At 71.8% G+C, this 18,421-nt stretch carries 19 protein-coding genes and 1 riboswitch; of the genes, 7 read left to right on the forward strand and 12 right to left on the reverse strand.

Features of this window, described 5'->3' with window-relative positions:
• Nucleotides 1–13 precede the first annotated feature (13 nt).
• The gene (locus tag AB0I67_RS27275) at nucleotides 14–349 is read right to left on the reverse strand and encodes a metalloregulator ArsR/SmtB family transcription factor (protein ID WP_357928667.1); all 336 of its coding nucleotides are present in this window, start codon (nucleotides 347–349) and stop codon (nucleotides 14–16) included.
• An 85-nt stretch (nucleotides 350–434) separates the two neighbouring features.
• On the opposite strand from AB0I67_RS27275, the gene AB0I67_RS27280 reads away from it, so the two are divergent.
• On the forward strand, nucleotides 435–605 hold the full coding sequence (locus AB0I67_RS27280) for a DUF3073 domain-containing protein (protein WP_357928670.1): 171 nt from the start codon (nucleotides 435–437) through the stop codon (nucleotides 603–605).
• Between the two features lie 79 nt (nucleotides 606–684).
• Here the strand turns inward: AB0I67_RS27280 and AB0I67_RS27285 are convergent, their stop codons facing one another.
• From AB0I67_RS27285 to AB0I67_RS27295, 3 genes are read right to left on the reverse strand one after another with little or no spacing between them, the layout of a single operon-like run.
• Complete coding sequence (locus AB0I67_RS27285; RefSeq protein WP_357928672.1) at nucleotides 685–1,299, reverse strand: DUF1269 domain-containing protein; 615 nt, start codon at nucleotides 1,297–1,299, stop codon at nucleotides 685–687.
• 36 nt (nucleotides 1,300–1,335) lie between these two features.
• The gene (locus tag AB0I67_RS27290) at nucleotides 1,336–1,728 is read right to left on the reverse strand and encodes a hypothetical protein (protein WP_357928675.1); all 393 of its coding nucleotides are present in this window, start codon (nucleotides 1,726–1,728) and stop codon (nucleotides 1,336–1,338) included.
• Between the two features lie 40 nt (nucleotides 1,729–1,768).
• On the reverse strand, nucleotides 1,769–2,794 hold the full coding sequence (locus AB0I67_RS27295) for an AI-2E family transporter (protein WP_357928677.1): 1,026 nt from the start codon (nucleotides 2,792–2,794) through the stop codon (nucleotides 1,769–1,771).
• A 321-nt stretch (nucleotides 2,795–3,115) separates the two neighbouring features.
• Between AB0I67_RS27295 and AB0I67_RS27300 the strand changes: the two genes are divergently transcribed.
• From AB0I67_RS27300 to AB0I67_RS27315, 4 genes are read left to right on the forward strand one after another with little or no spacing between them, the layout of a single operon-like run.
• Entirely contained in the window at nucleotides 3,116–3,529 is a 414-nt protein-coding gene (locus AB0I67_RS27300) for a VOC family protein (protein WP_357928680.1), read from the forward strand.
• Between the two features lie 21 nt (nucleotides 3,530–3,550).
• Nucleotides 3,551–4,918 carry a potassium transporter TrkG gene (locus AB0I67_RS27305; protein ID WP_357928683.1) on the forward strand — a complete coding sequence of 456 codons (1,368 nt, stop codon included), beginning with the start codon at nucleotides 3,551–3,553 and terminating at the stop codon, nucleotides 4,916–4,918.
• Nucleotides 4,911–5,573 carry a TrkA family potassium uptake protein gene (locus tag AB0I67_RS27310; RefSeq protein ID WP_357928684.1) on the forward strand — a complete coding sequence of 221 codons (663 nt, stop codon included), beginning with the start codon at nucleotides 4,911–4,913 and terminating at the stop codon, nucleotides 5,571–5,573. The genes AB0I67_RS27305 and AB0I67_RS27310 overlap by 8 nt, the downstream gene beginning before the upstream one ends.
• A 17-nt stretch (nucleotides 5,574–5,590) precedes the next feature.
• Entirely contained in the window at nucleotides 5,591–7,441 is a 1,851-nt protein-coding gene (locus AB0I67_RS27315; protein WP_357928687.1) for a propionyl-CoA synthetase, read from the forward strand.
• 154 nt (nucleotides 7,442–7,595) lie between these two features.
• On the opposite strand, the gene glyA is transcribed toward AB0I67_RS27315, so the two are convergent.
• The gene (gene glyA, locus AB0I67_RS27320) at nucleotides 7,596–8,843 is read right to left on the reverse strand and encodes a serine hydroxymethyltransferase (protein ID WP_357928690.1); all 1,248 of its coding nucleotides are present in this window, start codon (nucleotides 8,841–8,843) and stop codon (nucleotides 7,596–7,598) included.
• 119 nt (nucleotides 8,844–8,962) lie between these two features.
• Nucleotides 8,963–9,050, reverse strand: a riboswitch (glycine riboswitch).
• Nucleotides 9,051–9,128: 78 nt separating this feature from the next.
• Here glyA and AB0I67_RS27325 point away from each other — a divergent pair.
• Complete coding sequence (locus AB0I67_RS27325) at nucleotides 9,129–11,147, forward strand: polysaccharide lyase 8 family protein (protein WP_357928693.1); 2,019 nt, start codon at nucleotides 9,129–9,131, stop codon at nucleotides 11,145–11,147.
• Between the two features lie 49 nt (nucleotides 11,148–11,196).
• Here AB0I67_RS27325 and AB0I67_RS27330 read toward each other — a convergent pair whose 3' ends face one another.
• The gene (locus tag AB0I67_RS27330) at nucleotides 11,197–11,730 is read right to left on the reverse strand and encodes a hypothetical protein (RefSeq protein WP_357928695.1); all 534 of its coding nucleotides are present in this window, start codon (nucleotides 11,728–11,730) and stop codon (nucleotides 11,197–11,199) included.
• Between the two features lie 120 nt (nucleotides 11,731–11,850).
• Between AB0I67_RS27330 and AB0I67_RS27335 the strand changes: the two genes are divergently transcribed.
• A complete protein-coding gene (locus tag AB0I67_RS27335; RefSeq protein ID WP_357928698.1) occupies nucleotides 11,851–12,258 on the forward strand; it encodes a DUF6098 family protein in 408 nt (135 codons plus the stop codon).
• Between the two features lie 3 nt (nucleotides 12,259–12,261).
• On the opposite strand, the gene AB0I67_RS27340 is transcribed toward AB0I67_RS27335, so the two are convergent.
• Genes AB0I67_RS27340 through AB0I67_RS27365 form a run of 6 tightly spaced genes read right to left on the reverse strand, consistent with a single transcriptional unit; the run spans nucleotide 12,262 to nucleotide 18,398 of the window.
• Nucleotides 12,262–12,552, reverse strand: coding sequence for a monovalent cation/H(+) antiporter subunit G (locus tag AB0I67_RS27340; RefSeq protein ID WP_357928701.1), 291 nt, complete (start codon nucleotides 12,550–12,552; stop codon nucleotides 12,262–12,264).
• On the reverse strand, nucleotides 12,539–12,811 hold the full coding sequence (locus tag AB0I67_RS27345; RefSeq protein ID WP_357928704.1) for a monovalent cation/H+ antiporter complex subunit F: 273 nt from the start codon (nucleotides 12,809–12,811) through the stop codon (nucleotides 12,539–12,541). The genes AB0I67_RS27340 and AB0I67_RS27345 overlap by 14 nt, the downstream gene beginning before the upstream one ends.
• Nucleotides 12,808–13,329, reverse strand: coding sequence for a Na+/H+ antiporter subunit E (locus AB0I67_RS27350; RefSeq protein ID WP_357928707.1), 522 nt, complete (start codon nucleotides 13,327–13,329; stop codon nucleotides 12,808–12,810). The genes AB0I67_RS27345 and AB0I67_RS27350 overlap by 4 nt, the downstream gene beginning before the upstream one ends.
• Nucleotides 13,330–13,336: 7 nt before the next feature.
• Complete coding sequence (locus tag AB0I67_RS27355; protein WP_357928709.1) at nucleotides 13,337–14,839, reverse strand: Na+/H+ antiporter subunit D; 1,503 nt, start codon at nucleotides 14,837–14,839, stop codon at nucleotides 13,337–13,339.
• Entirely contained in the window at nucleotides 14,839–15,660 is an 822-nt protein-coding gene (locus tag AB0I67_RS27360) for a Na(+)/H(+) antiporter subunit C (protein WP_357928712.1), read from the reverse strand. The genes AB0I67_RS27355 and AB0I67_RS27360 overlap by 1 nt, the downstream gene beginning before the upstream one ends.
• A complete protein-coding gene (locus tag AB0I67_RS27365; protein ID WP_357928715.1) occupies nucleotides 15,657–18,398 on the reverse strand; it encodes a Na+/H+ antiporter subunit A in 2,742 nt (913 codons plus the stop codon). Before AB0I67_RS27365 ends, AB0I67_RS27360 begins: the two co-directional genes overlap by 4 nt.
• Between the last annotated feature and the right edge of the window lie 23 nt (nucleotides 18,399–18,421).

Genomic DNA, 18,421 nt, shown 5'->3' on the forward strand with positions numbered 1-18,421 from the left:
CAGAGCCGGGGCCCTAACTTCGGGCCTCGGCTCTCAGTTCTGCCAGGAGTTCTTCCTGGTCCACGAGCATGTCGGTGAGGATCCGGCGGGCGTCGGTGAGCAGGTGCGCCACGTCGGGGCTGGCCAGGGAGTAGACGACGCTTCCGGCTTCGCGGCTGGCGCTGACGATGCCGGCGCGGCGGAGCACGGCGAGTTGCTGGGAGAGGCTCGATGCCTCGATGTCGATCTGCGCCAGGAGATCCCGGACCGGCAGTGGCCCCTTCTGCAACAGCTCCAGCACCTGGATACGGGCTGGATGCCCGAGCGTTCTGAAGAAATCTGCCTTGGCCTGGTACAGCGGAACGGGCATGTGGTCAGTGTAATATAGCGACTTGCATAATTCTTCAAGTCGTAACGGCGTTGGCTAGGATGACAGACGGGACGAGGGAGTAGCCATGGGCCGAGGAAGATCGAAGGCGAAGCAGACGAAGGTCGCTCGCCAGCTCAAGTACACCAGCCACGATCTGGACGTCGAGAGCCTGAGCAAGGAACTGGGCGCGTACTCATCGAGCGACGACATTCCCCAGACCTCCACGCACGATCAGGAGTCCGAGCCCGCGCGCTGACGCGGACTCACGGGGACGAACGAGAGGCCGGTGGGCGGGTGCCGACCGGCCTGTCGCGCGTGGGACTGCCCGGCTGAGCTCAGCTCGCCGGAGTCGGGGCCTTGGGCTTGGGCGCCTGGGGCGTCGGTGCCTGGGGCGTCGACCCTGACCGCTGGGCCGCGTTCTGCTGGCCGGCGTTCGGCTGGGCCGTGCCGCGCTGGGCGGCGGCGGTCGCGCTGGCGACGGCGGCGCGCAGCTGCTCCTCGGCCTCCTGGCTGAGCGAGGTCTGCATGATGTCGCCGCCGAACTCGGCGATCTGCGGGATGACCTTGTCCGGCGTGCTCTGGCTGACCAGCAGGAAGAGCGCGGCGGTGCCGGGCGGGATCTTGGCGGCGACTTCCTTCATGAAGCTGTCGGAGACCCCGACGTCGGTCATCGCGCCACCGGCCGCACCGCCCGCGGCGCCGATCGCCATGCCCAGCAGCGGCATGAAGAAGATCAGGCCGATGAGCCCGCCCCACAGCGCGCCGCTGGCCGCGCCGAAGCCGACGGTGCTGTTGAGCTGGTGGAGCTTGATCTTGCCGTCCGGGCGGTGCTCGACGACGACCGCGTCGTCCAGCGTGATGAGGTTCTGCTTCTGCAGGTCGAGGAGACGGTCGCGAGCCCGCTGGGCGGTCTGGACGTCGGGATAGTCGATGGCGATGAGGTGGCTCATGCAGCCACCCCTCCCCGCCACCGGGTCACCGGAAAGTCAGGACAATTCCTCGGCTTCCTTGCCGTGCACGATCAGCGCGTAGAGGATGAACACGTCGATCACGATGATGATCAGCGACCACCACGGGTTCACCGCGATCCAGACGAGCTGGGTGAGCGCGTTGATCATGACCAGGATGACCGAGACGAAGCGCGCCCAGCCCCGGCCGACCGAGACGGCCATGCCGACGATCACGAGCACGATGCCCAGGATCAGGTGGACCCAGCCCCAGCCGGTCCGGTCGAACAGCAGCAGCCCGAAGCGCGAGGGTACGTAGAGCTGGTCGTCGAAGATCGCGTAGAGACCTGTGATCACGTTGAACAGGCCGTTCATGATGAGCATCATGCCGGCGAACCAGATCCAGCCAACCCAGCCGGTGATCTTTGCCATGGCCCGGTGGTACCCGACGCACGTCCGGCCTAGGGCAAAGTCAGGGCGATGATTTGCCCGCTACCAGGGGAGATGCCCAGGAGGTCGCCGGGTCGGCGTCGAGCAGCACGGCCCGCACGAACGCGCTGAGCGGCACGGCCAGGATGGCGCCGAGCGCGCCGAGCGCCCAGGTCCAGACCAGCAGGGACAGGATCGTCACCGTGGTCGACAGCCCGGCGGACTCGCCGACGAACTTGGGCTGGATCACCGACTGGATGACGAAGTTGAGCACGCTGTAGACGACGATGACCCAGATCATCGTGCCCACGCCCGAGTCCAGCAGCGCCAGCAGCGCGGGCGGCACCAGCCCGACGAGGAAGCCGATGTTCGGGATGTAGTTCGTGATGAAGGCCAGCAGTCCCCACAGCAGCGGCAGCGGCACGCCGAGCAGCATCAGCCCGATCGTGTCCAGCACCGCGACGATCAGCCCGAAGAGCGTGGAGACCAGCAGGTACTGGCAGGTCTGCCGGGCGAAGCGCACCAGCGCCCCGGCCAGGTCGGCGCGCTTGGCCGGCAGGGCGGTGATGGCCTTCTGCAGGAAGGCGGCGTCGAGGCTCATGCCGTACAGCAGCAGGATGACGATCAGCACGGTCGAGGCGGTGCCGGCCAGGCTGGACAGCACGCCGCCCGCGGCCCGCAGGACCTGGCCCATGTCGAGGTGGGAGAAGACCTGGCCGGCCTGGGCGGAGGTCACGCCGTGCGCCTCCAGCCAGCTCTGGGCCTGGGCGAGGAGGGCCTGGTACTGCGGGGCGTAGGTCGGGATCAGCGCGGCGAACTCCGCCACCGAGACGACCACCGCCAGCACCAGGCCGATCAGCACGAGCAGGACGACGGTCAGCGGGGCGGCCATCACCAGCCAGCCCGCGGCGCCTCGCCGTACCAGCCAGGAGCGCAGCGGGGCGACGGCGATGGTCAGGGTCAGGGCCAGGAAGGCGGGGCCGACGATGTCGCTGAGCGACCTGGCCCCGGCCAGGATGATCATCGCGGCCGCCAGACCCACCAGGATGCGCATACCGCGGGAGAGCATGGCGGCACGCTATCCCCGGGTTCCGGTCATGCCCGCTGGCAAAACGGTCAAAGATGCATAAACTACATGCAATCTTTGGGAAGGGCGGCGGAAGATGGCGCTGATTGTCCACGTCAGGCCGGTTGATGATGCGATCGGGCACGAGGCTTCCGCGGACTGCGCCTGCGGCCCCCTCGGCCAGCTCGCCCCGCGCGGGCTGGGTCTCATCTTCCATCACCAGGCGCTGCTGCCCTGCCACGAATGGGAGGCCGCCCCCTTGGCGAGCCCGCACCAGGCGGGTTAGATCGTCGGGAAGAGCCCTGAGCGATGGGAGAACCCGCAGTGAACTGGACTCTCGAAGTGGTCGTCGTCCCGGTGGCCGACGTCGACCGGGCCAAGGCCTTCTACGCCGGGCAGCTCGGCTTCGCCGTGGACCACGACACCGACACCGGCACGCTGCGCATCGTCCAGCTCACCCCGCCCGGCTCCGGCTGCTCGGTGGTCATCGGCAGCGGCCTCACCACGATGAAGCCGGGCTCGCTGGAGGGCCTGCAGCTCGTCGTCAACGACGTGCGGGCGGCACGGGAGATCCTGGCGGGCAAGGGCGTCGAGGTCAGCGAGGTGCAGGTGGCCGGACCGAACGGGTTCCGGCCCGCGCGGGAGGACGAGGCCGAGCTGAACAACGTGGGGTTCGTGTCCTTCGCCGACCCCGACGGCAACCGCTGGATGGTGCAGCAAATCACCTCACGCGCGTAATCCACTAGCATTCCGGGGGTTATGAGCCCACTAGGCAGGCGTGCGCGCTGGTCAGCGGCACTGCTGGCGCGCTTCAACCACCCCACGCAGATCGTGGTGGCGGCTTTCGCCCTGGCGTGCGCGCTGGGCACGGTCCTGCTGCTCCAGCCCGCCGCCGCGGCCGGAGCGCCCGCCACCTTCACCGACGCCCTCTTCACGGCCACCTCCGCGGTGACCGTGACCGGGCTGGCCACGGTCGACACGCGGACGCACTGGTCCGCCTTCGGCGAGGTGGTGATCGCGGGGCTGGTGCAGGTGGGCGGGCTCGGCATCATGACCTTCGCCACCCTCATCGCCGTCCTGGTCGGCGGCAAGATGGGCCTGCGCTTCCGGCTGCTGGCCCAGGCCGAGACGAGCATGCTGAGCATGGCCGACGTCGGCCGGATCGCCCGCAAGGTGGTCCTGTTCAGCCTGAGCTGCGAGGCCGTGATCGCCGCCGTGCTGGCCGGCCGCTTCGTGATCGGGTACGGCGAGCCGTTCTGGCAGGCGCTCTACTACGGCGTCTTCCACTCGATCATGGCCTTCAACCACGCCGGCTTCGCGTTGTGGCCGGACAGCCTGAGCCAGTTCGTCAGCGATCCATGGATCAGCCTGACCGTCGCCGCCGCGATCATCGTCAGCGGCCTGGGCTTCCCGGTCGTCTTCGAGCAGGTGCGCAACTGGCGCCACCCCAGCCGCTGGTCGGTGATGACCAAGCTCACCGTCGGCATCTCGCTGGCGCTGCTGGTGGCCGGCACGCTGCTCATCCTGCTGACCGAGTGGCGCAACCCGAAGACGCTCGGCGGGCTCGACGACGGCTCCAAGGTGCTGGCCGCCTTCTTCGCCTCGGTCAACACCCGCTCGTCCGGCTTCAACTCCATCGACATCACGCAGATGTCGGAGTCGAGCTGGCTCGTCTCCGACCTGCTGATGTTCATCGGCGGCGGCAGCGCCAGCACCGCCGGCGGCATCAAGGTCACCACCTTCGGCGTGCTGCTCTTCCTGATCATGGCCGAGCTGCGCGGCGAGCCCCGGGTGAACATCGCCCACCGGCGCATCTCCGAGGCGGTGCAGCGCCAGGCGATCTGCGTCGTCCTGCTCAGCGCGGCGGCGATCGGAGTGGCCTCCTACGCGCTGATGGTGATGACCAAGCACGACCTCGACCAGATCCTCTTCGAGGCGATCTCGGCCTTCTCCACCACCGGCCTGTCCTCGGGGATCACCACCGAGATGCCGCCCGCCGGGCACGTCGTGCTGGCGCTCCTGATGTTCATCGGCCGGATCGGCCCGCTTACGCTTGGCTCTGCGCTGGCGTTGCGCGACCGGCGCACCCGCTACGAGCTGCCCGAGGAGAGGATGCTCGTTGGTTGACAAGAACCGCGACCCGGTCGTGGTCATCGGCCTCGGCCGTTTCGGCAGCTCGCTGGCGCTGGAGCTGACCCGGCGCGGCACCGAGGTGCTGGCCATCGACAACAGCCCCAAGACCGTGCAGCAGCTCTCCGGGCACATCACGCACGTGGCCGCCGCCGACGCCACCGACATGGAGGCGCTCAAGCAGCTCGGCGTGCCCGACTTCTACCGCGCGGTCGTCGCGATCGGCACCGACCTGGAGGCGAGCATCCTGACCGCCTCGCTCCTGGCCGAGCTGGAGATCGAGGACATCTGGGCCAAGGCGATCAGCAAGCAGCACGGCCAGATCCTGCACCGCATCGGCGTGCACCACGTCGTCTTCCCCGAGCACGACATGGGCGAGCGAGTGGCGCACCTGGTCAGCGGGCGCATGCTCGACTACATGGAGGTCGACGAGAACTTCGCGATGGCCAAGACCCGGCCGCCGAAGGAGTACGTGGGCCGCCCGCTGGGCCAGTCGAATTTAAGGCGTAAGCACGGGGTGACCATCGTCGCGGTGAAGAGCCCCGGCGAGGACTTCACCTACGCCACCGCCGACACCGAGCTGAGCTACGGCGACGTCATCATCGTCTCCGGCAGCGTCGAGGCCGTCGAGCGCTTCGCGGAGCTGCCCTGAGGTGACACGATCGGGCCATGGCTCGATACCACGAGGTCTACCGGCGGAGCCTCGACGATCCCGGCGCGTTCTGGCGCGAGGCGGCCGCCGGGATCGACTGGCACACCCCCTTCACCGAGGTCTTCGACGGGGAACGCTGGTTCCCCGGCGGTGAGCTCAACACCTGCTACAACGCCCTCGACCGGCACCTGGCCGACCGCGGCGGCCAGGCCGCGCTGATCTACGACAGCCCGGTCACCGGGACCAGGCGCAGCTACACCTACGCCGAGCTGCACGACGAGGTCGCCCGGACGGCCGGGCTGCTGAAGTCGCTCGGCGTGCGCCGGGGCGACACCGTCGTCATCTACCTGCCGATGGTCCCCGAGGCGGTCGTCGCCATGCTGGCCTGCGCGCGGCTCGGCGCGGTGCACTCGGTCGTCTTCGGCGGCTTCGCCGCGCCAGAACTCGCCGCCCGGATCGAGCACGCGCGGCCGAAGGTCGTGCTGAGCGCCTCCTGCGGCCTGGAACCGGGCCGGATCGTGGAGTACAAGCCGCTGCTCGACGCGGCCCTGGCCGCCTCCGCGCACCGGCCGGAGCACTGCGTGATCCTGCAGCGCCCGCAGTGCGAGGCGGCCATGGGCGAGGGCGACCTCGACTGGGCCACCGCCGTGGCCGGGGCCGAGCCGGCCGGCTGCGAGTGGGTGGCGGCGACCGACCCGCTCTACATCCTCTACACCTCGGGCACGACCGGCATGCCGAAGGGCATCGTGCGCGACAACGGCGGCCACGCGGTGGCCCTGCACTGGAGCATGGCCGCCGTCTACGACACCGGGCCCGGCGAGGTCTTCTGGGCCGCCTCCGACGTGGGCTGGGTCGTCGGGCACTCCTACATCGTCTACGCGCCGCTGCTGGCCGGCTGCACGACCGTGCTGTACGAGGGCAAGCCGGTCGGCACGCCCGACGCCGGGGCGTTCTGGCGGGTGGCGGGGGAGTACGGCGTCAAGACGCTGTTCACCGCGCCGACCGCGATCCGCGCGATCAAGAAGGAGGACCCGAACGGCGACCTGGTGAAGGACCACGGCCTGCGCTACCTGTTCCTGGCGGGGGAGCGGCTCGACCCGGACACCTACCACTGGGCCTCCGACCTGCTGGGCGTCCCGGTGATCGACCACTGGTGGCAGACCGAGACCGGCTGGCCGGTCGCGGCCAACTGCATGGGACTCGAACCGCTGCCGCCCAAGCCCGGCTCGCCGACCGTGCCGGTGCCCGGCTACGACGTGCGGGTGCTGGACGAGAACGGCGCGGAGTGCCCGCCCGGGGTCGAGGGCGCCATCGTGGTACGGCTGCCGCTGCCGCCGGGCACGCTGCCCACGCTCTACCGCGATCACGACCGCTTCGAGTCGGCCTACCTGGCCCGCTACCCGGGCTACTACCTCACCGGCGACGGCGGCCACCTGGACGCCGACGGCTACCTGTTCGTCATGGGCCGCACCGACGACGTGATCAACGTGGCCGGCCACCGGTTGTCCACCGGGGCGATGGAGGAGGTCGTCGCCACCCACCCCGACGTCGCCGAGTGCGCGGTCATCGGCGTGGCCGACGAGCTCAAGGGCCAGGTCCCGGCTGGCTTCGTGGTGCTCAAGAGCGGGACGGCGCGGCCCGCGGCGGAGATCGAGGCCGAGCTGGTGGCGCTGGTGCGCGAGCGCATCGGCCCGGTCGCGGCCTTCCGGCGGGTCAGCGTGGTCGCCCGGCTGCCCAAGACCCGGTCGGGCAAGATCCTGCGGGGCACGATGCGGGCCATCGCCGACGGCAGGACCTACCGGCCGCCGTCCACGATCGAGGACCCGGCGGTGCTGGCCGAGATCGAGCGGGCGCTCAGGTCCGGCTGAAGGCGGTGTCCCGGTCGTGGGGGGACACCGCCGTCAACCGGAGCAGGATGAACATCGGGGGCGCTGAGCGCGGCGGTGGCCACGCTCCCCGCCCCTGATGTGCTCATGTCCGGATTCCTATCCCCGCTTGGGTCAAGCTAGGGCAGGTGAACGGTCACAGCTCCGGGTAGAGCGGCCTCCGCTGGGCCAGTTGGGCCACCTTGGCCCGCAGCCGGGTGCGCGCGGGCGGGTTGAGGTCGGGGCGCAGCGCCTCGGCGATGACCTCGGCCACCTCGGTGAAGTCCCGGGCGTCGAAGCCGCGGGCGGCCAGCGCGGGGGTGCCGATGCGCAGCCCGGAGCTGACCATCGGCGGGCGCGGGTCGAACGGCACGGCGTTGCGGTTGACCGTGACGCCGATGGAGTGCAGCCGGTCCTCGGCCTGCTTGCCGTCCAGGACCGACTCGCGCAGGTCGACCAGCACCAGGTGCACGTCGGTGCCGCCGGTGACCAGGCGGTGCCCGGCGCCGGTGAGCGTGGCGGCCAGGATGCGGGCGCCCTCCAGCGTGCGCTCCTGCCGCTCGCGGAACTCGGGGGTGGCGGCGAGCTTGAAGGCGACCGCCTTGGCCGCGACGACGTGCTCCAGCGGGCCGCCCTGCTGGCCGGGGAAGACCGCGGAGTCGATCTTCTTGGCCAGCTCGGCGGTGGACAGGATGACGCCGCCGCGCGGGCCGCCGAGCGTCTTGTGCGTGGTCGTGGTGACGACGTCGGCGTGCGGCACCGGGCTGGGGTGCAGCCCGGCGGCGACCAGGCCGGCGAAGTGCGCCATGTCCACCATGAGCCGGGCGCCGACCAGGTCGGCGATCCGGCGGAATTCGGCGAAGTCGAGGTGGCGCGGGTAGGCCGACCAGCCGGCGACGATCAGGCTGGGCCGGTGCTCCAGGGCCAGCTTCTCGACCTCGGCCATGTCCACCCGGTTGTCGCTCTCCGAGACGTGGTAGGCCACGGCGTTGTAGAGCTTGCCGGAGAAGTTGAGCCGCATGCCGTGCGTCAGGTGGCCGCCGTGCGCGAGGTCGAGGCCGAGGATGGTGTCGCCCGGCGTGATCAGCGCGTGCATGGCGGCGGCGTTGGCCTGCGCGCCGGAGTGCGGCTGCACGTTGGCGTGCTCGGCGCCGAACAGCGCCTTGACGCGGTCGATCGCGAGCTGCTCGACGACGTCCACGTGCTCGCAGCCGCCGTAGTAGCGGCGGCCGGGGTAGCCCTCGGCGTACTTGTTGGTGAGGGTGCTGCCTTGCGCCTGCATGACCGCGACCGGTGCGAAGTTCTCGGAGGCGATCATCTCCAGGGTGGTGCGCTGGCGGTCGAGTTCGGCGTCCAGCGCCGCCGCGATCTCGGGGTCGACCGCGGACAGGGGTGCGTCGAGCATGAGGCTCCTCACGTAGCCGTAGGGCCTCCCCCTCTGTCATAGGCCTGAGAGATTCACCGCGCTTGCGTGCGGTTTGCCCCGTGGGCGAGACGCCGGGTGCGCCTCTTTCCAGAGTTCGCCTCCTCCACGCGGTCTTGGGCCTGAGAGTTTCCGGGGAGGTTTGCTCCTTCGGCGTCCACAGCCTGTGGACTCTCCCGCGCGGGATCATGGGCTTATGCAGTTGTCCAGGTCAGGACATTAGGTACGGCTCCGCCCGCGTGTCAACAAGTCGCGGATAATCACCTTGTGTCCCCCCTCTCGCGGCGCGCACTGGCCAGGCTGGGCAGCCTCGCCGCGCTCGGCACGCTGGCCACGCTCCTCCCGGCCCGGCCCGCCCACACGCCCGACGCCACCTTCCCGTTGTTGCGTCGCCGCTGGCGGGAGGTGACGGCGGTGCCGTACGCGGGGAGGGTGGAACAGGCGGCGGCCGGGCACCGGGCGAGCATGCGGCCCGCCCGCGGCGGGCTCTGGGCCGACCTGCCCTACCCGTCGCTCGACGACACGCCCGCGCGGCTGCAGACGATGGCCAGGGCGCACGCGATCACCGGCGATCCCGGCCTGGCCGAGGCGACCGCCGAGGGCCTGGCCCACTACGTGCGGCACGTCTACGCCGAGGGCGCCGAGCCGGTCGGCAACTGGTGGGACTGGGAGATCGGGGTCCCGCGCAAGCTGCTGGACGCCGCCGTGCTCATCGGCTCGCGCGACCGGGCCCTGGCCGAGGCGGTGCGGCACTTCGTGCCGGACGACCGGCTGGCGGCCTACCGGGGGCGGAGCACGGGCGCCAACCGGGTGGACCTGTGCCTGGTCCGGCTGCTGCGCGCGATCGTGGTGGAGGAGCCGGACGAGGTGCGGCGGGCGGCCGAGGCGCTGACGCCGGTCTTCCGCTACGTCGAGAAGGGCGACGGGTTCTACCGCGACGGGTCCTTCCTCCAGCACACCACCATCCCCTACCAGGGCGGCTACGGGGCGGTGCTGCTCTCCGGGGCGGCGATCATGCTGGCGCTGGTGCGCGGCACGCCGTGGGAGGTGGACGGGCGGTTCCTGTTCGACCAGGTGGAGCGCAGCTTCGCGCCCTTCGTGCTGGACGGGCTGTGCATGGACCTGGTCAGCGGCCGGGGGATCGCGCGCCGGCCGTACGGTGACCACCGGCGCGGCCAGGCCATCGCCTCGGCCGTCCTGCTGCTCGGCGAGTCGGCGCCGGCGGCGGAGCGGGCCCGCTGGCGGTCGCTGGTGAAGGGCTGGGCGGAGCGGGGCGGCTACCGGGCGGGGTTCGAGGACCTGCTGGCCGACGCGAGCGTGCCCGCGGCCCCCGAGCCGGTGGGGCACCGGCTGTTCCCGATGAGCGCCCGCGCGGTGCACCGCCGGCCGGGCTGGACCGCGGCGCTCAGCATGTCCTCCCACCGGATCGGGCACTACGAGCACGGCAACGGCGAGAACCTGCGCGGCTGGCACACCGGCTCCGGGATGCTCTACTGGTGGGCCGCCGGGCAGCGCGACCACTACTCCGACTTCTGGCACACCGTCGACCCCTACCGGCTGCCCGGCACGACCGTCTCGACCCGGCGGCTGGCCGACGGGGCGGGCCGCGGCTGGGGCGACACGCGCACGAAGTGGCGCTGGGTGGGCGGGGCGAGCGACGGCACCTACGCGATCGTGGGGCAGCACCTGGCCGGGCTGGGCAGCACGCTGGAGGCGTTCAAGGCGTGGGTCTTCCTCGACGAGGCGGTGGTCTGCCTGGGGGCGGGCATCACGTGCTCGGACGGGGTGGCCGTGGAGACCGTGGTGGACAACCGGCGCTCGGCGGCGCAGCCGGCCGAGGGGGCGGGGTGGGCGCACCTGGCGGGGCACGCCGGGTACCTGGGCGAAGGCTTCCGCACTGCCGGGGAGCGGGGGTATCGCACGTTCTGGTTCGACCACGGCGTCGACCCGCGTGGGGCGGGCTATCGGTACGTGTTGCTGCCCGGGGCCTCCGAGGCCCGCACGCGGGAACTGGCCGGGCTCGGCTGGCTGGAGGTGCCGGCGAACACCGACGCCCAGCAGGCGGTGCGGGTCCCGGCGCTCGGGCTCACCGCGGTCGCCTTCTGGCAACCGGGGACGGCCGGCGGCATCACGGCCTCGGGGCCCTGCGCGGTGCTGCTCCGGGGCGGGCGGCTCACCGTCGCCGATCCGCGGGACGAGCTCGCCGAGCTGACCGTCACGGTGGACGGCCGCGACCTCACCTTTCCCCGGCCCGGCCCGGGCGGCGCCACCGTCGACCTGACCTGAAGAGCCGGTACGGCACGCGGTCGCGGGCCGTACTGGTCCCCCTCAGCCGTCAATAGGTGTCGTGGCGAACCTGATCGGCCTGATCGCGGGCCTCCTCCTGGCCGCTCTGGCCGCTCTGTGCGTAGCCCTCGCCGGGCTGGGGGCGGGGGGCCCGCTCCTCCTGCTGGAGGTCCACGCCGGCCTTGGCGGCGCGTCCGGCCAGGAAACCGGCGGCGATGGCGCCGAGGACGAACAGCGCCGGCCGGCGGCGGGCGAACTGCTGCAGATCCTGCATCGCGCCCGAGAATCCCTGCTGCTCCAGGTAGTCGGCGGCCCGGCGGCCACCCCCGGCGATCTGGTGCGTCACCCGGTTGATCGGGGAGTCGGGCTTGCTGCTCTCGGCCATCGTGCTGAGGTCGTCGGCCCACTGGCGGATGCCGTGGGCGGCGCGCTGGGCCTGGGAGTCGGCTTCGCGTCCGGCCCGCTCACGGAGCCGGCCGACCACGCGCCTGGTCTGGAACCCGGCCTCGCCCGCCACTTCACGGGCCGCTTGCTTGGTGCGCTCCACCGGTTGCCCGGTCTGCTGCGTTGGGTAGTCGGTCACCGGATACCTCCTGAGGTAACGCTTGGACGGTGCCTGCTGCTACCCGGCGGCCACCGACGGAGCGCCCGAAGGGGGATAGATGCCTCTCACGTGGAAAGAGTGGAACGTATCGGAGGGGATATGGACGAGGTGCTCACGCTGGAGGAGCTGACCGAGCTGGTTACGGAGCGGCCCGGACTCTTTCTGCGCTTTTCCAAGGGTCCGGAGACCGACGGGGCTGAGGCGAGCGTCGACTACGAGAGCGGGCTCGAACTGCCGGGGCTGTCGGCGACCGTGCTCGACCCCGAGTCGTGGTGGACCCGGCCGCCGCAGGACTGGCTGGCCCGGCAGGTCTGCAAGTACGCCGACCTGGGACAGGACGGACGCCGGGCATGGGTCCTGGCCGGTCGCGTGGTCGCCCACGGGCCCGACCACGAGCCGCTCGTCGTGGACGCCGAACCGGTCGCGTGGCTGGCGGAGCGGGTGGTACGGCAGGCCCGCCGCCGCTACCACGAGGCCTTCGAGGTCGGCCGGGACTCGACGAGCTGAGCCCTATCGGTCGCGCATCTCCTCGCAGGCCACGTGGCCGACCGTGTAGGAGGTCATGGTCACGCCCACCATCTGGAAGATCGCCACCAGCAGCAGCGGTCCGGCGATGCCCCAGCTCGGCTCCTCGCACCACGCCGCCGCCAGGGCCAGCAGCACGCCGAGCACCTGCGGCTTGGCGGCGGCGTGCATGCGCGACAACGTGTCGGGAAACCGCACCAGGCCCACCCCCGCGGTCAGCCCCAGCCCGGCGCTGACCAGCGCGCACGCCGCGGCGACCAGCTCAAGCGCCTCCATCGCCGCGCCTCCTCATCACGCACTTGGCGATCGCGGTCGAGCCGGCGAAGCCGAGCAGCGACATCGCCAGCAGGATGGGCAGCACCACCACGCCGCCCAGGCGGCTCATCCCCAGGGCCATCCAGCACATGGCCAGCGCGGTCAGCGTGTCCAGCGCGACCGCCCGGTCGAGGGTGGAGGGGCCGCGTGCCGTACGCCAGGAAGCCAGGGCGGAGGCCACGCCGAGCATGGCGACCACGATCCCGTAGACGACTGTCATCCCAGTTCCTCCTTGTCGGTCCTGGTCCCGAAGGCGCCCACGACCAGGGCCTCCTGCCGCGACACGTCACGCTGGGCGGTGGCCTGCGGCTCGTCGCCCGCGCCCAGCACGTGCAGCGTCATCCGGCCGGTGCCGGGCCGGGCGTCGACCACGAGGCTGCCGGGCTGCGCGGACAACGCCATGGTGGTGAGCATGAGCATCGTCTCCGAGGAGCTCCGCAGCTCCACGGTCACGATCGCGGTGTCCGGCGGCGGCCCCGGACGCAGCGCCCACCAGGAGATGCGCAGGCTGGAGCGGGCCAGGTCCCACAGCAGCCCGCCCAGGAAGGCCACCAGCCCGACGGGGTGCACCCGGAAGCCCAGCGAGGTCGAGGGCAGCGGCAGCAGCACCAGCACCAGCGTGCCGACCACCGCGCCGGAGACGACCACGCCCAGGCTGAGGTGCCCCCACAGCGCGGTCCACACCACGGTGAGCCAGAGCACCTGCCACCCGGAGGGCCGCCGCCACAGCCGCCTCACTGCCGCCTCACCGCCCCTCGCCTCCCAGCACCGCGGTGATGTACGGCTGGCGCGCCAGCAGTTCGGCGCCGGTCCGCTCGGCCAGGCCGGACAGCGGCCCGGCGAAGACGGTGAAGGACAGCGCCAGCGCCACGAGCCCGGCGGTCGCCGCCCACATCGGCGCGGGCACCGACTCCACCAGCTCGACCGACTTCGAGGGCCGCCAGAACGCCCGGTTCCAGACCCGGGCCACCGCGTACAGGGTGAGCAGGCTGGTCAGCAGCAGCCCCCCGACCAGGATCAGCTCGCTGTCGCCGCCGTCGGCCAGGCCCGCCTGGAGCAGGCCCAGCTTGCCGATGAAGCCGGACAGCGGCGGGATCCCGGCCAGGTTGATCGCCGAGACGAAGAAGAGCACCGCGATGGCCGGGGTGAGCTTGGCCAGGCCGCCGAGCCGGTCGAGCGAGGTGGTCCCGGTGCGCCGCTCGATCAGGCCGACGATGAGGAAGAGGCTGGTCTGCACGGTGATGTGGTGCACGGCGTAGAACACCGACCCGGCCAGGGCGTGCGGGGTGGCCAGGGAGACGCCGAACACCAGGTAGCCGATGTGGCTGACCAGCGTGAAGGAGAGCAGCCGTTTGATGTCGCTCTGCACGATCGCGCCGCAGATGCCGACCAGCATGGTGGCCAGCGCGACCCACTGCAGCAGCGAGGCGACCGGGCCGCCGGGGAACAGCAGCGACTCCAGGCGGATGATCGAGTAGACGCCGACCTTCGTCAGCAGGCCGGCGAAGACGGCGGTGGCCGGCGCCGGGGCGGTCGGGTAGGAGTCGGGCAGCCACGCCGACATCGGGAAGACCGCGGCCTTCACCCCGAACACCAGCAGCAGGGTCAGCTCCACCAGCAGCTTGATGGCCAGCGGCAGGCCGTCGAAGCGCTCGGCGATGTGCGCCATCGACATCGTGCCGGTGGCGGCGTAGGTGACCGCGATGGCGATCAGGAAGAGCAGCGAGGAGGTCAGGCCCATCACCGCGTAGGTGGCGCCGGCCCGCACCCGCGACTCGGTCCCGCCGAAGGTGAGCAGCACGTAGGAGCCGGACAGCAGGATCTCGAAGCCGACGAACAGGTTGAACAGGTCCCCGGCCAGGAAGGCGTCGGAGACACCCGCGACCATGACCAGGAAGGCCGGGTGGAAGATGGACAGCGGGGCGGTCTCGTCCTGGTCGGCGAAGTCCTGGGCGATGGAGTAGACCATCACGGCCAGCGTCACCGCCGCCGACACCGCGAGCATCAGCGTGGACAGCCGGTCGGCGACCAGCGAGATGCCCATCGGCGCCGCCCACCCGCCCGCCTGGGCGACCAGCGTGCCGTCACGGTCCACGGCGACGGCGAGCACGATCGCGATGGCCAGCACCACGATCAGCGTGACCACGCTGATCAGCGACTGCAGGCGGCTCAGGCGCTGGCCGATGGCCAGCTTGAGCGCCGCGGCCAGCAGCGGCAGGACGACGGGCAGGCAGATCAGCGCGGACATCAGTCGTCCTGCCCCTCCATCTCCGGGTCGAGGGCGAGCGCCTGGCGGCGGCGGTCCTCGCGGATGGCGTGGCGCATCTCCTTGCGGGCCTGCCGCGCCCGGGCCTGGATCTTGCGCCGGGCCTGGCGTTCGGTCGCCTCCTGCTCGCGGCGCCTGGCGGCGTAGCGCTGGCGGAGCTCGCGCTCGCGTTCTGCGAGGTCCTGCTTGGAGGACTCCTCCAGGCGGCGGGCCTCCTCGAACCTGGCCATGAGCTCCTCGGGGGACAGCCCGGCGTTGCGGTGGTCCTCCATCCAGCGCCCGAGGTCGACGTTGACCGCGAGGATCTGCTGTTCGAGCTCGGCCTCGCCCTCCTCGACCCGGCGGCGTGACTCCGCGGCCAGTTCGGCCAGCTCGCGCTCCTGCTGGTCGAGGATCGCGCGGTAGCGCTCCCGGGTCGCCACCACCGAGTCGATCAGGTCGCCGCGGGTGGCGGCCAGCCGGACGCGGCGGTCCTCGGTGTCGTCCTGGACGGTGTCGTCGCCGACGAGCTGCCAGGTGCGGTGGGCGAGGGCCAGCAGGTAGGCCGTCACGCCGAGCGTGATCACGATCGCGGTCAGGACGAGGGCCTGGGCGAGCGGGTCGGCCATGCGGTCGGGCTCGAAGCGGCCCTTGATCGGTGGCTGGCCGCCGGGTCCGCCGACGGTGAGGATCAGCAGGTTGACGCCGTTGCCGGCGACGATGATGCCGACCAGGATCCGGACCAGGCTGCGCTCCAGCAGCAGGGTCACCCCGGCCGCGATGAGCGCGGCCACGGCGACGAGCAGGATCAGCGAGGTGGTCACCGGGCGGGCTCCTTGATCTGCCGGTCCAGCTCGGTGCCGACGGCCCGCAGCACGTCCCGGATCACGCCCAGCACCAGGATGTAGACGCCCAGGTCGAACAGGAGCTCGGTGGACAGGTGCAGCTCGCCCAGCCACGGCACGTGCAGGTGGGTGGAGAGCACGGTGAGCGGGCTGCCGGTGACGACCAGGCCGATGAGCGCGGCCGCGGTGGACAGCAGCAGGCCGACGCCGATGAGGATGCCGGCGCCGACCGGCAGCGAGACCTCCAGCTCCAGCCCGCCGCCGGCGAAGTAGCGCAACGTCAGGGCGAGCCCGGCGACGATGCCGCCGGCGAAGCCGCCGCCCACCGAGTTCTCGCCGTTGAAGACGAGGAAGACCGAGAAGAGCAGGATCAGGTGGAACAGCAGCCGCGCGGAGATGGCCAGGACCGCCCACTGCCGGTCCGGCGGCTCGGGGGTGACCAGCCAGCCGCGCGGCGCCTCGGTGAGCACCGGCTTGATCGTCTCGGTACGGCTCCGCACGAAGATCATCGAGGTGACGCCGAGGGTCAGCGCGAGCAACACCGAGCTCTCGCCCATCGTGTCCCAGGCGCGGATGTTGACCAGCAGGGTGGTGACCAGGTTGCCCTCGTCCACCGCCCCCTTGACCAGCGCGCTGACCGGGGTGGTGACGCGGGCGCCGGCCGCCAGCACGCCGGCGCAGACCACCACGGCCGCGGTGGCCAGCCCGACGGCCAGCCGGAAGCCGAGCCGCATGCGCCGCCGGTCGTGCTCGGGCGTGCGGGGCAGCCGGCGCAGCACCAGCACGAAGACCACCAGGCTCACCGTCTCGCAGAGCACCTGGGTCAGCGCCAGGTCGGGAGCGCCGTAGCTGAGGAACAGCAGCGCCACGCCGTAGCCGGTGAGCCCGGCGACGATGGCCAGCCCCAGGTAGGAGCGCATCCACAGGGTGGTCACGGCCACCGCGACCAGCAGCAGGGCCACGCCGACCCGCTCGGGCCGCTGCCACAGGATGACGTCCACCCGCAGGCCCTGGTCGGTGCCGTAGAGCAGGGAGAAGGCCCCGATGGCGACCAGCGCGAGCAGCGTGCCGAGCAGGTAGTCGGGCAGCGAGCCGCGCTGGACGATGCCGGTGAGCTGGAGGGCGAAGGAGTTCACCCGGCCGAGCAGGCCCCAGTACACCTCGTTGGCGTCGGGCAGCGAGATCGCCGTCCCGGCGCGGGCGACCAGGTCGCGGGCGAGGAAGAGCACGACGCCGCCGGCCAGGGCGAGCGCCGACAGGGCCAGGGGGAGGGTGAAGCCGCTCCAGGCGGTCAGGTGGGCTTCGCCTGCCGTACCGCGGAAGGTGGTGAAGTAGGGGGCCATGGCCTCGCCGTACGCGACGGCGAACGGGCCGCCGGCCAGCCCGAGGACGGCGAGCAGGCAGGCGGGCGCCGCCATGGAGGCCGGGGTGGCGTGGAGCGGGGTGGGCTCCAGTCCGGGCTTGGCGGCGAAGGCGCCCCACAGGAAGCGCAGCGAGTAGCCGGCGGTGAGCATCGAGCCGAGCACGACGACGGCCAGCGGCACCGGCCAGCCGAGCAGGGCGGCCAGGGCGGCCTCCTTGCCGGCGAACCCCAGGAAGGGCGGCAGCCCGGCCATGGACGCGGCGGCCAGCACGGCGGCGGCGCGGATCCACGGCATGCGCCGGCCGAGCCCGCTGAGCTCGCGCAGGTCGCGGGTGCCGGTGGCGTGGTCGACGATGCCGACGACGAGGAAGAGCGCCGACTTGAACAGCGCGTGCGCCAGCAGCATGCCGGCCCCGGCGATGGCGCCGCCGACGATGCCCGCGCCGAACAGCACGAACAGGAAGCCGAGCTGGCTGACCGTGCCGTAGGCGAGCACGAGCTTGAGGTCGGTCTCGCGCAACGCGCGCCAGCCGGCCATGAGCATGGTGAGCCCGCCCAGGCCCATGGCGGTGAGCTTCCAGGCGGGCAGGCTGCCGAAGGCGGGGTCGAGCCGGGCCAGCAGGTAGACGCCGGCCTTGACCATGGCGGCGGCGTGCAGGTAGGCCGAGACCGGCGTGGGCGCGGCCATCGCGCCGGGCAGCCAGAGGCTGAAGGGCCAGATGGCCGACTTGGCGAGCGCGCCGACCAGGACCAGGCAGACGCCCACGGTGACGGCGGTGCCGGAGGGCGGGTCGGCCAGCAGCAGCGAGAGCCGGTAGGTCCCGGCCTGCTGGCCGAGGACGATCAGCCCGGCGAGCATGACCAGGCCGCCGGAGCCGGTGACGGTGAGGGCCTGGATCGCGGCCGAGCGGCTGGGTCGCCGGTCGGCCTGGTAGCCGATCAGCAGGTAGGAGAAGACGGTGGTCAGCTCCCAGAACACGTAGAGCAGGAGCAGGTCGTCGGCGGCCACCAGGCCGTACATGGCGCCGGCGAAGGCGACGAGGAAGGCGCCGAAGCGGCCGGCTCCGCGATCGTCGGCGTCCAGGTAGCGGGCGGAGTAGATCAGCACCAGCGCGCCGACCCCGGTGACGAGGTACATCAGCAGCAGGGTGAGGGTGTCGGCGCGGAAGGACAGGCTCAGCCCGAGCGCGGGCGCCCAGTCGTGGCTGCTGGTGCGCGCCCCGGTCCACAGGGTGTGGACGAAGCCGGCCGCCGGGGCCAGCGCCAGGAGGTAGAGGCCGTTCCGTCCCCACCGGTGGGCCAGTGCGGGCGCGGCCAGAGCCGCCACCGCATGGACGACCAGCATCACCTCCATGGGACAGAAGCGTCTCAGCGGGA

Origin of the sequence: Nonomuraea sp. NPDC050310 (assembly GCF_040655795.1) — a bacterium.
Classification (GTDB): domain Bacteria; phylum Actinomycetota; class Actinomycetes; order Streptosporangiales; family Streptosporangiaceae; genus Nonomuraea.

What these genes read in the sequence shown, in the direction of transcription:
- AB0I67_RS27275 (WP_357928667.1), bottom strand. Translation starts at nt 349, where the DNA reads ATGCCCGTTCCGCTGTACCAGGCCAAGGCAGATTTCTTCAGAACGCTC.
- AB0I67_RS27280 (WP_357928670.1), top strand. Translation starts at nt 435, where the DNA reads ATGGGCCGAGGAAGATCGAAGGCGAAGCAGACGAAGGTCGCTCGCCAG.
- AB0I67_RS27285 (WP_357928672.1), bottom strand. Translation starts at nt 1,299, where the DNA reads ATGAGCCACCTCATCGCCATCGACTATCCCGACGTCCAGACCGCCCAG.
- AB0I67_RS27290 (WP_357928675.1), bottom strand. Translation starts at nt 1,728, where the DNA reads ATGGCAAAGATCACCGGCTGGGTTGGCTGGATCTGGTTCGCCGGCATG.
- AB0I67_RS27295 (WP_357928677.1), bottom strand. Translation starts at nt 2,794, where the DNA reads ATGCTCTCCCGCGGTATGCGCATCCTGGTGGGTCTGGCGGCCGCGATG.
- AB0I67_RS27305 (WP_357928683.1), top strand. Translation starts at nt 3,551, where the DNA reads ATGAGCCCACTAGGCAGGCGTGCGCGCTGGTCAGCGGCACTGCTGGCG.
- AB0I67_RS27315 (WP_357928687.1), top strand. Translation starts at nt 5,591, where the DNA reads ATGGCTCGATACCACGAGGTCTACCGGCGGAGCCTCGACGATCCCGGC.
- glyA (WP_357928690.1), bottom strand. Translation starts at nt 8,843, where the DNA reads ATGCTCGACGCACCCCTGTCCGCGGTCGACCCCGAGATCGCGGCGGCG.
- AB0I67_RS27335 (WP_357928698.1), top strand. Translation starts at nt 11,851, where the DNA reads ATGGACGAGGTGCTCACGCTGGAGGAGCTGACCGAGCTGGTTACGGAG.
- AB0I67_RS27340 (WP_357928701.1), bottom strand. Translation starts at nt 12,552, where the DNA reads ATGGAGGCGCTTGAGCTGGTCGCCGCGGCGTGCGCGCTGGTCAGCGCC.
- AB0I67_RS27345 (WP_357928704.1), bottom strand. Translation starts at nt 12,811, where the DNA reads ATGACAGTCGTCTACGGGATCGTGGTCGCCATGCTCGGCGTGGCCTCC.
- AB0I67_RS27355 (WP_357928709.1), bottom strand. Translation starts at nt 14,839, where the DNA reads ATGTCCGCGCTGATCTGCCTGCCCGTCGTCCTGCCGCTGCTGGCCGCG.
- AB0I67_RS27365 (WP_357928715.1), bottom strand. Translation starts at nt 18,398, where the DNA reads ATGGAGGTGATGCTGGTCGTCCATGCGGTGGCGGCTCTGGCCGCGCCC.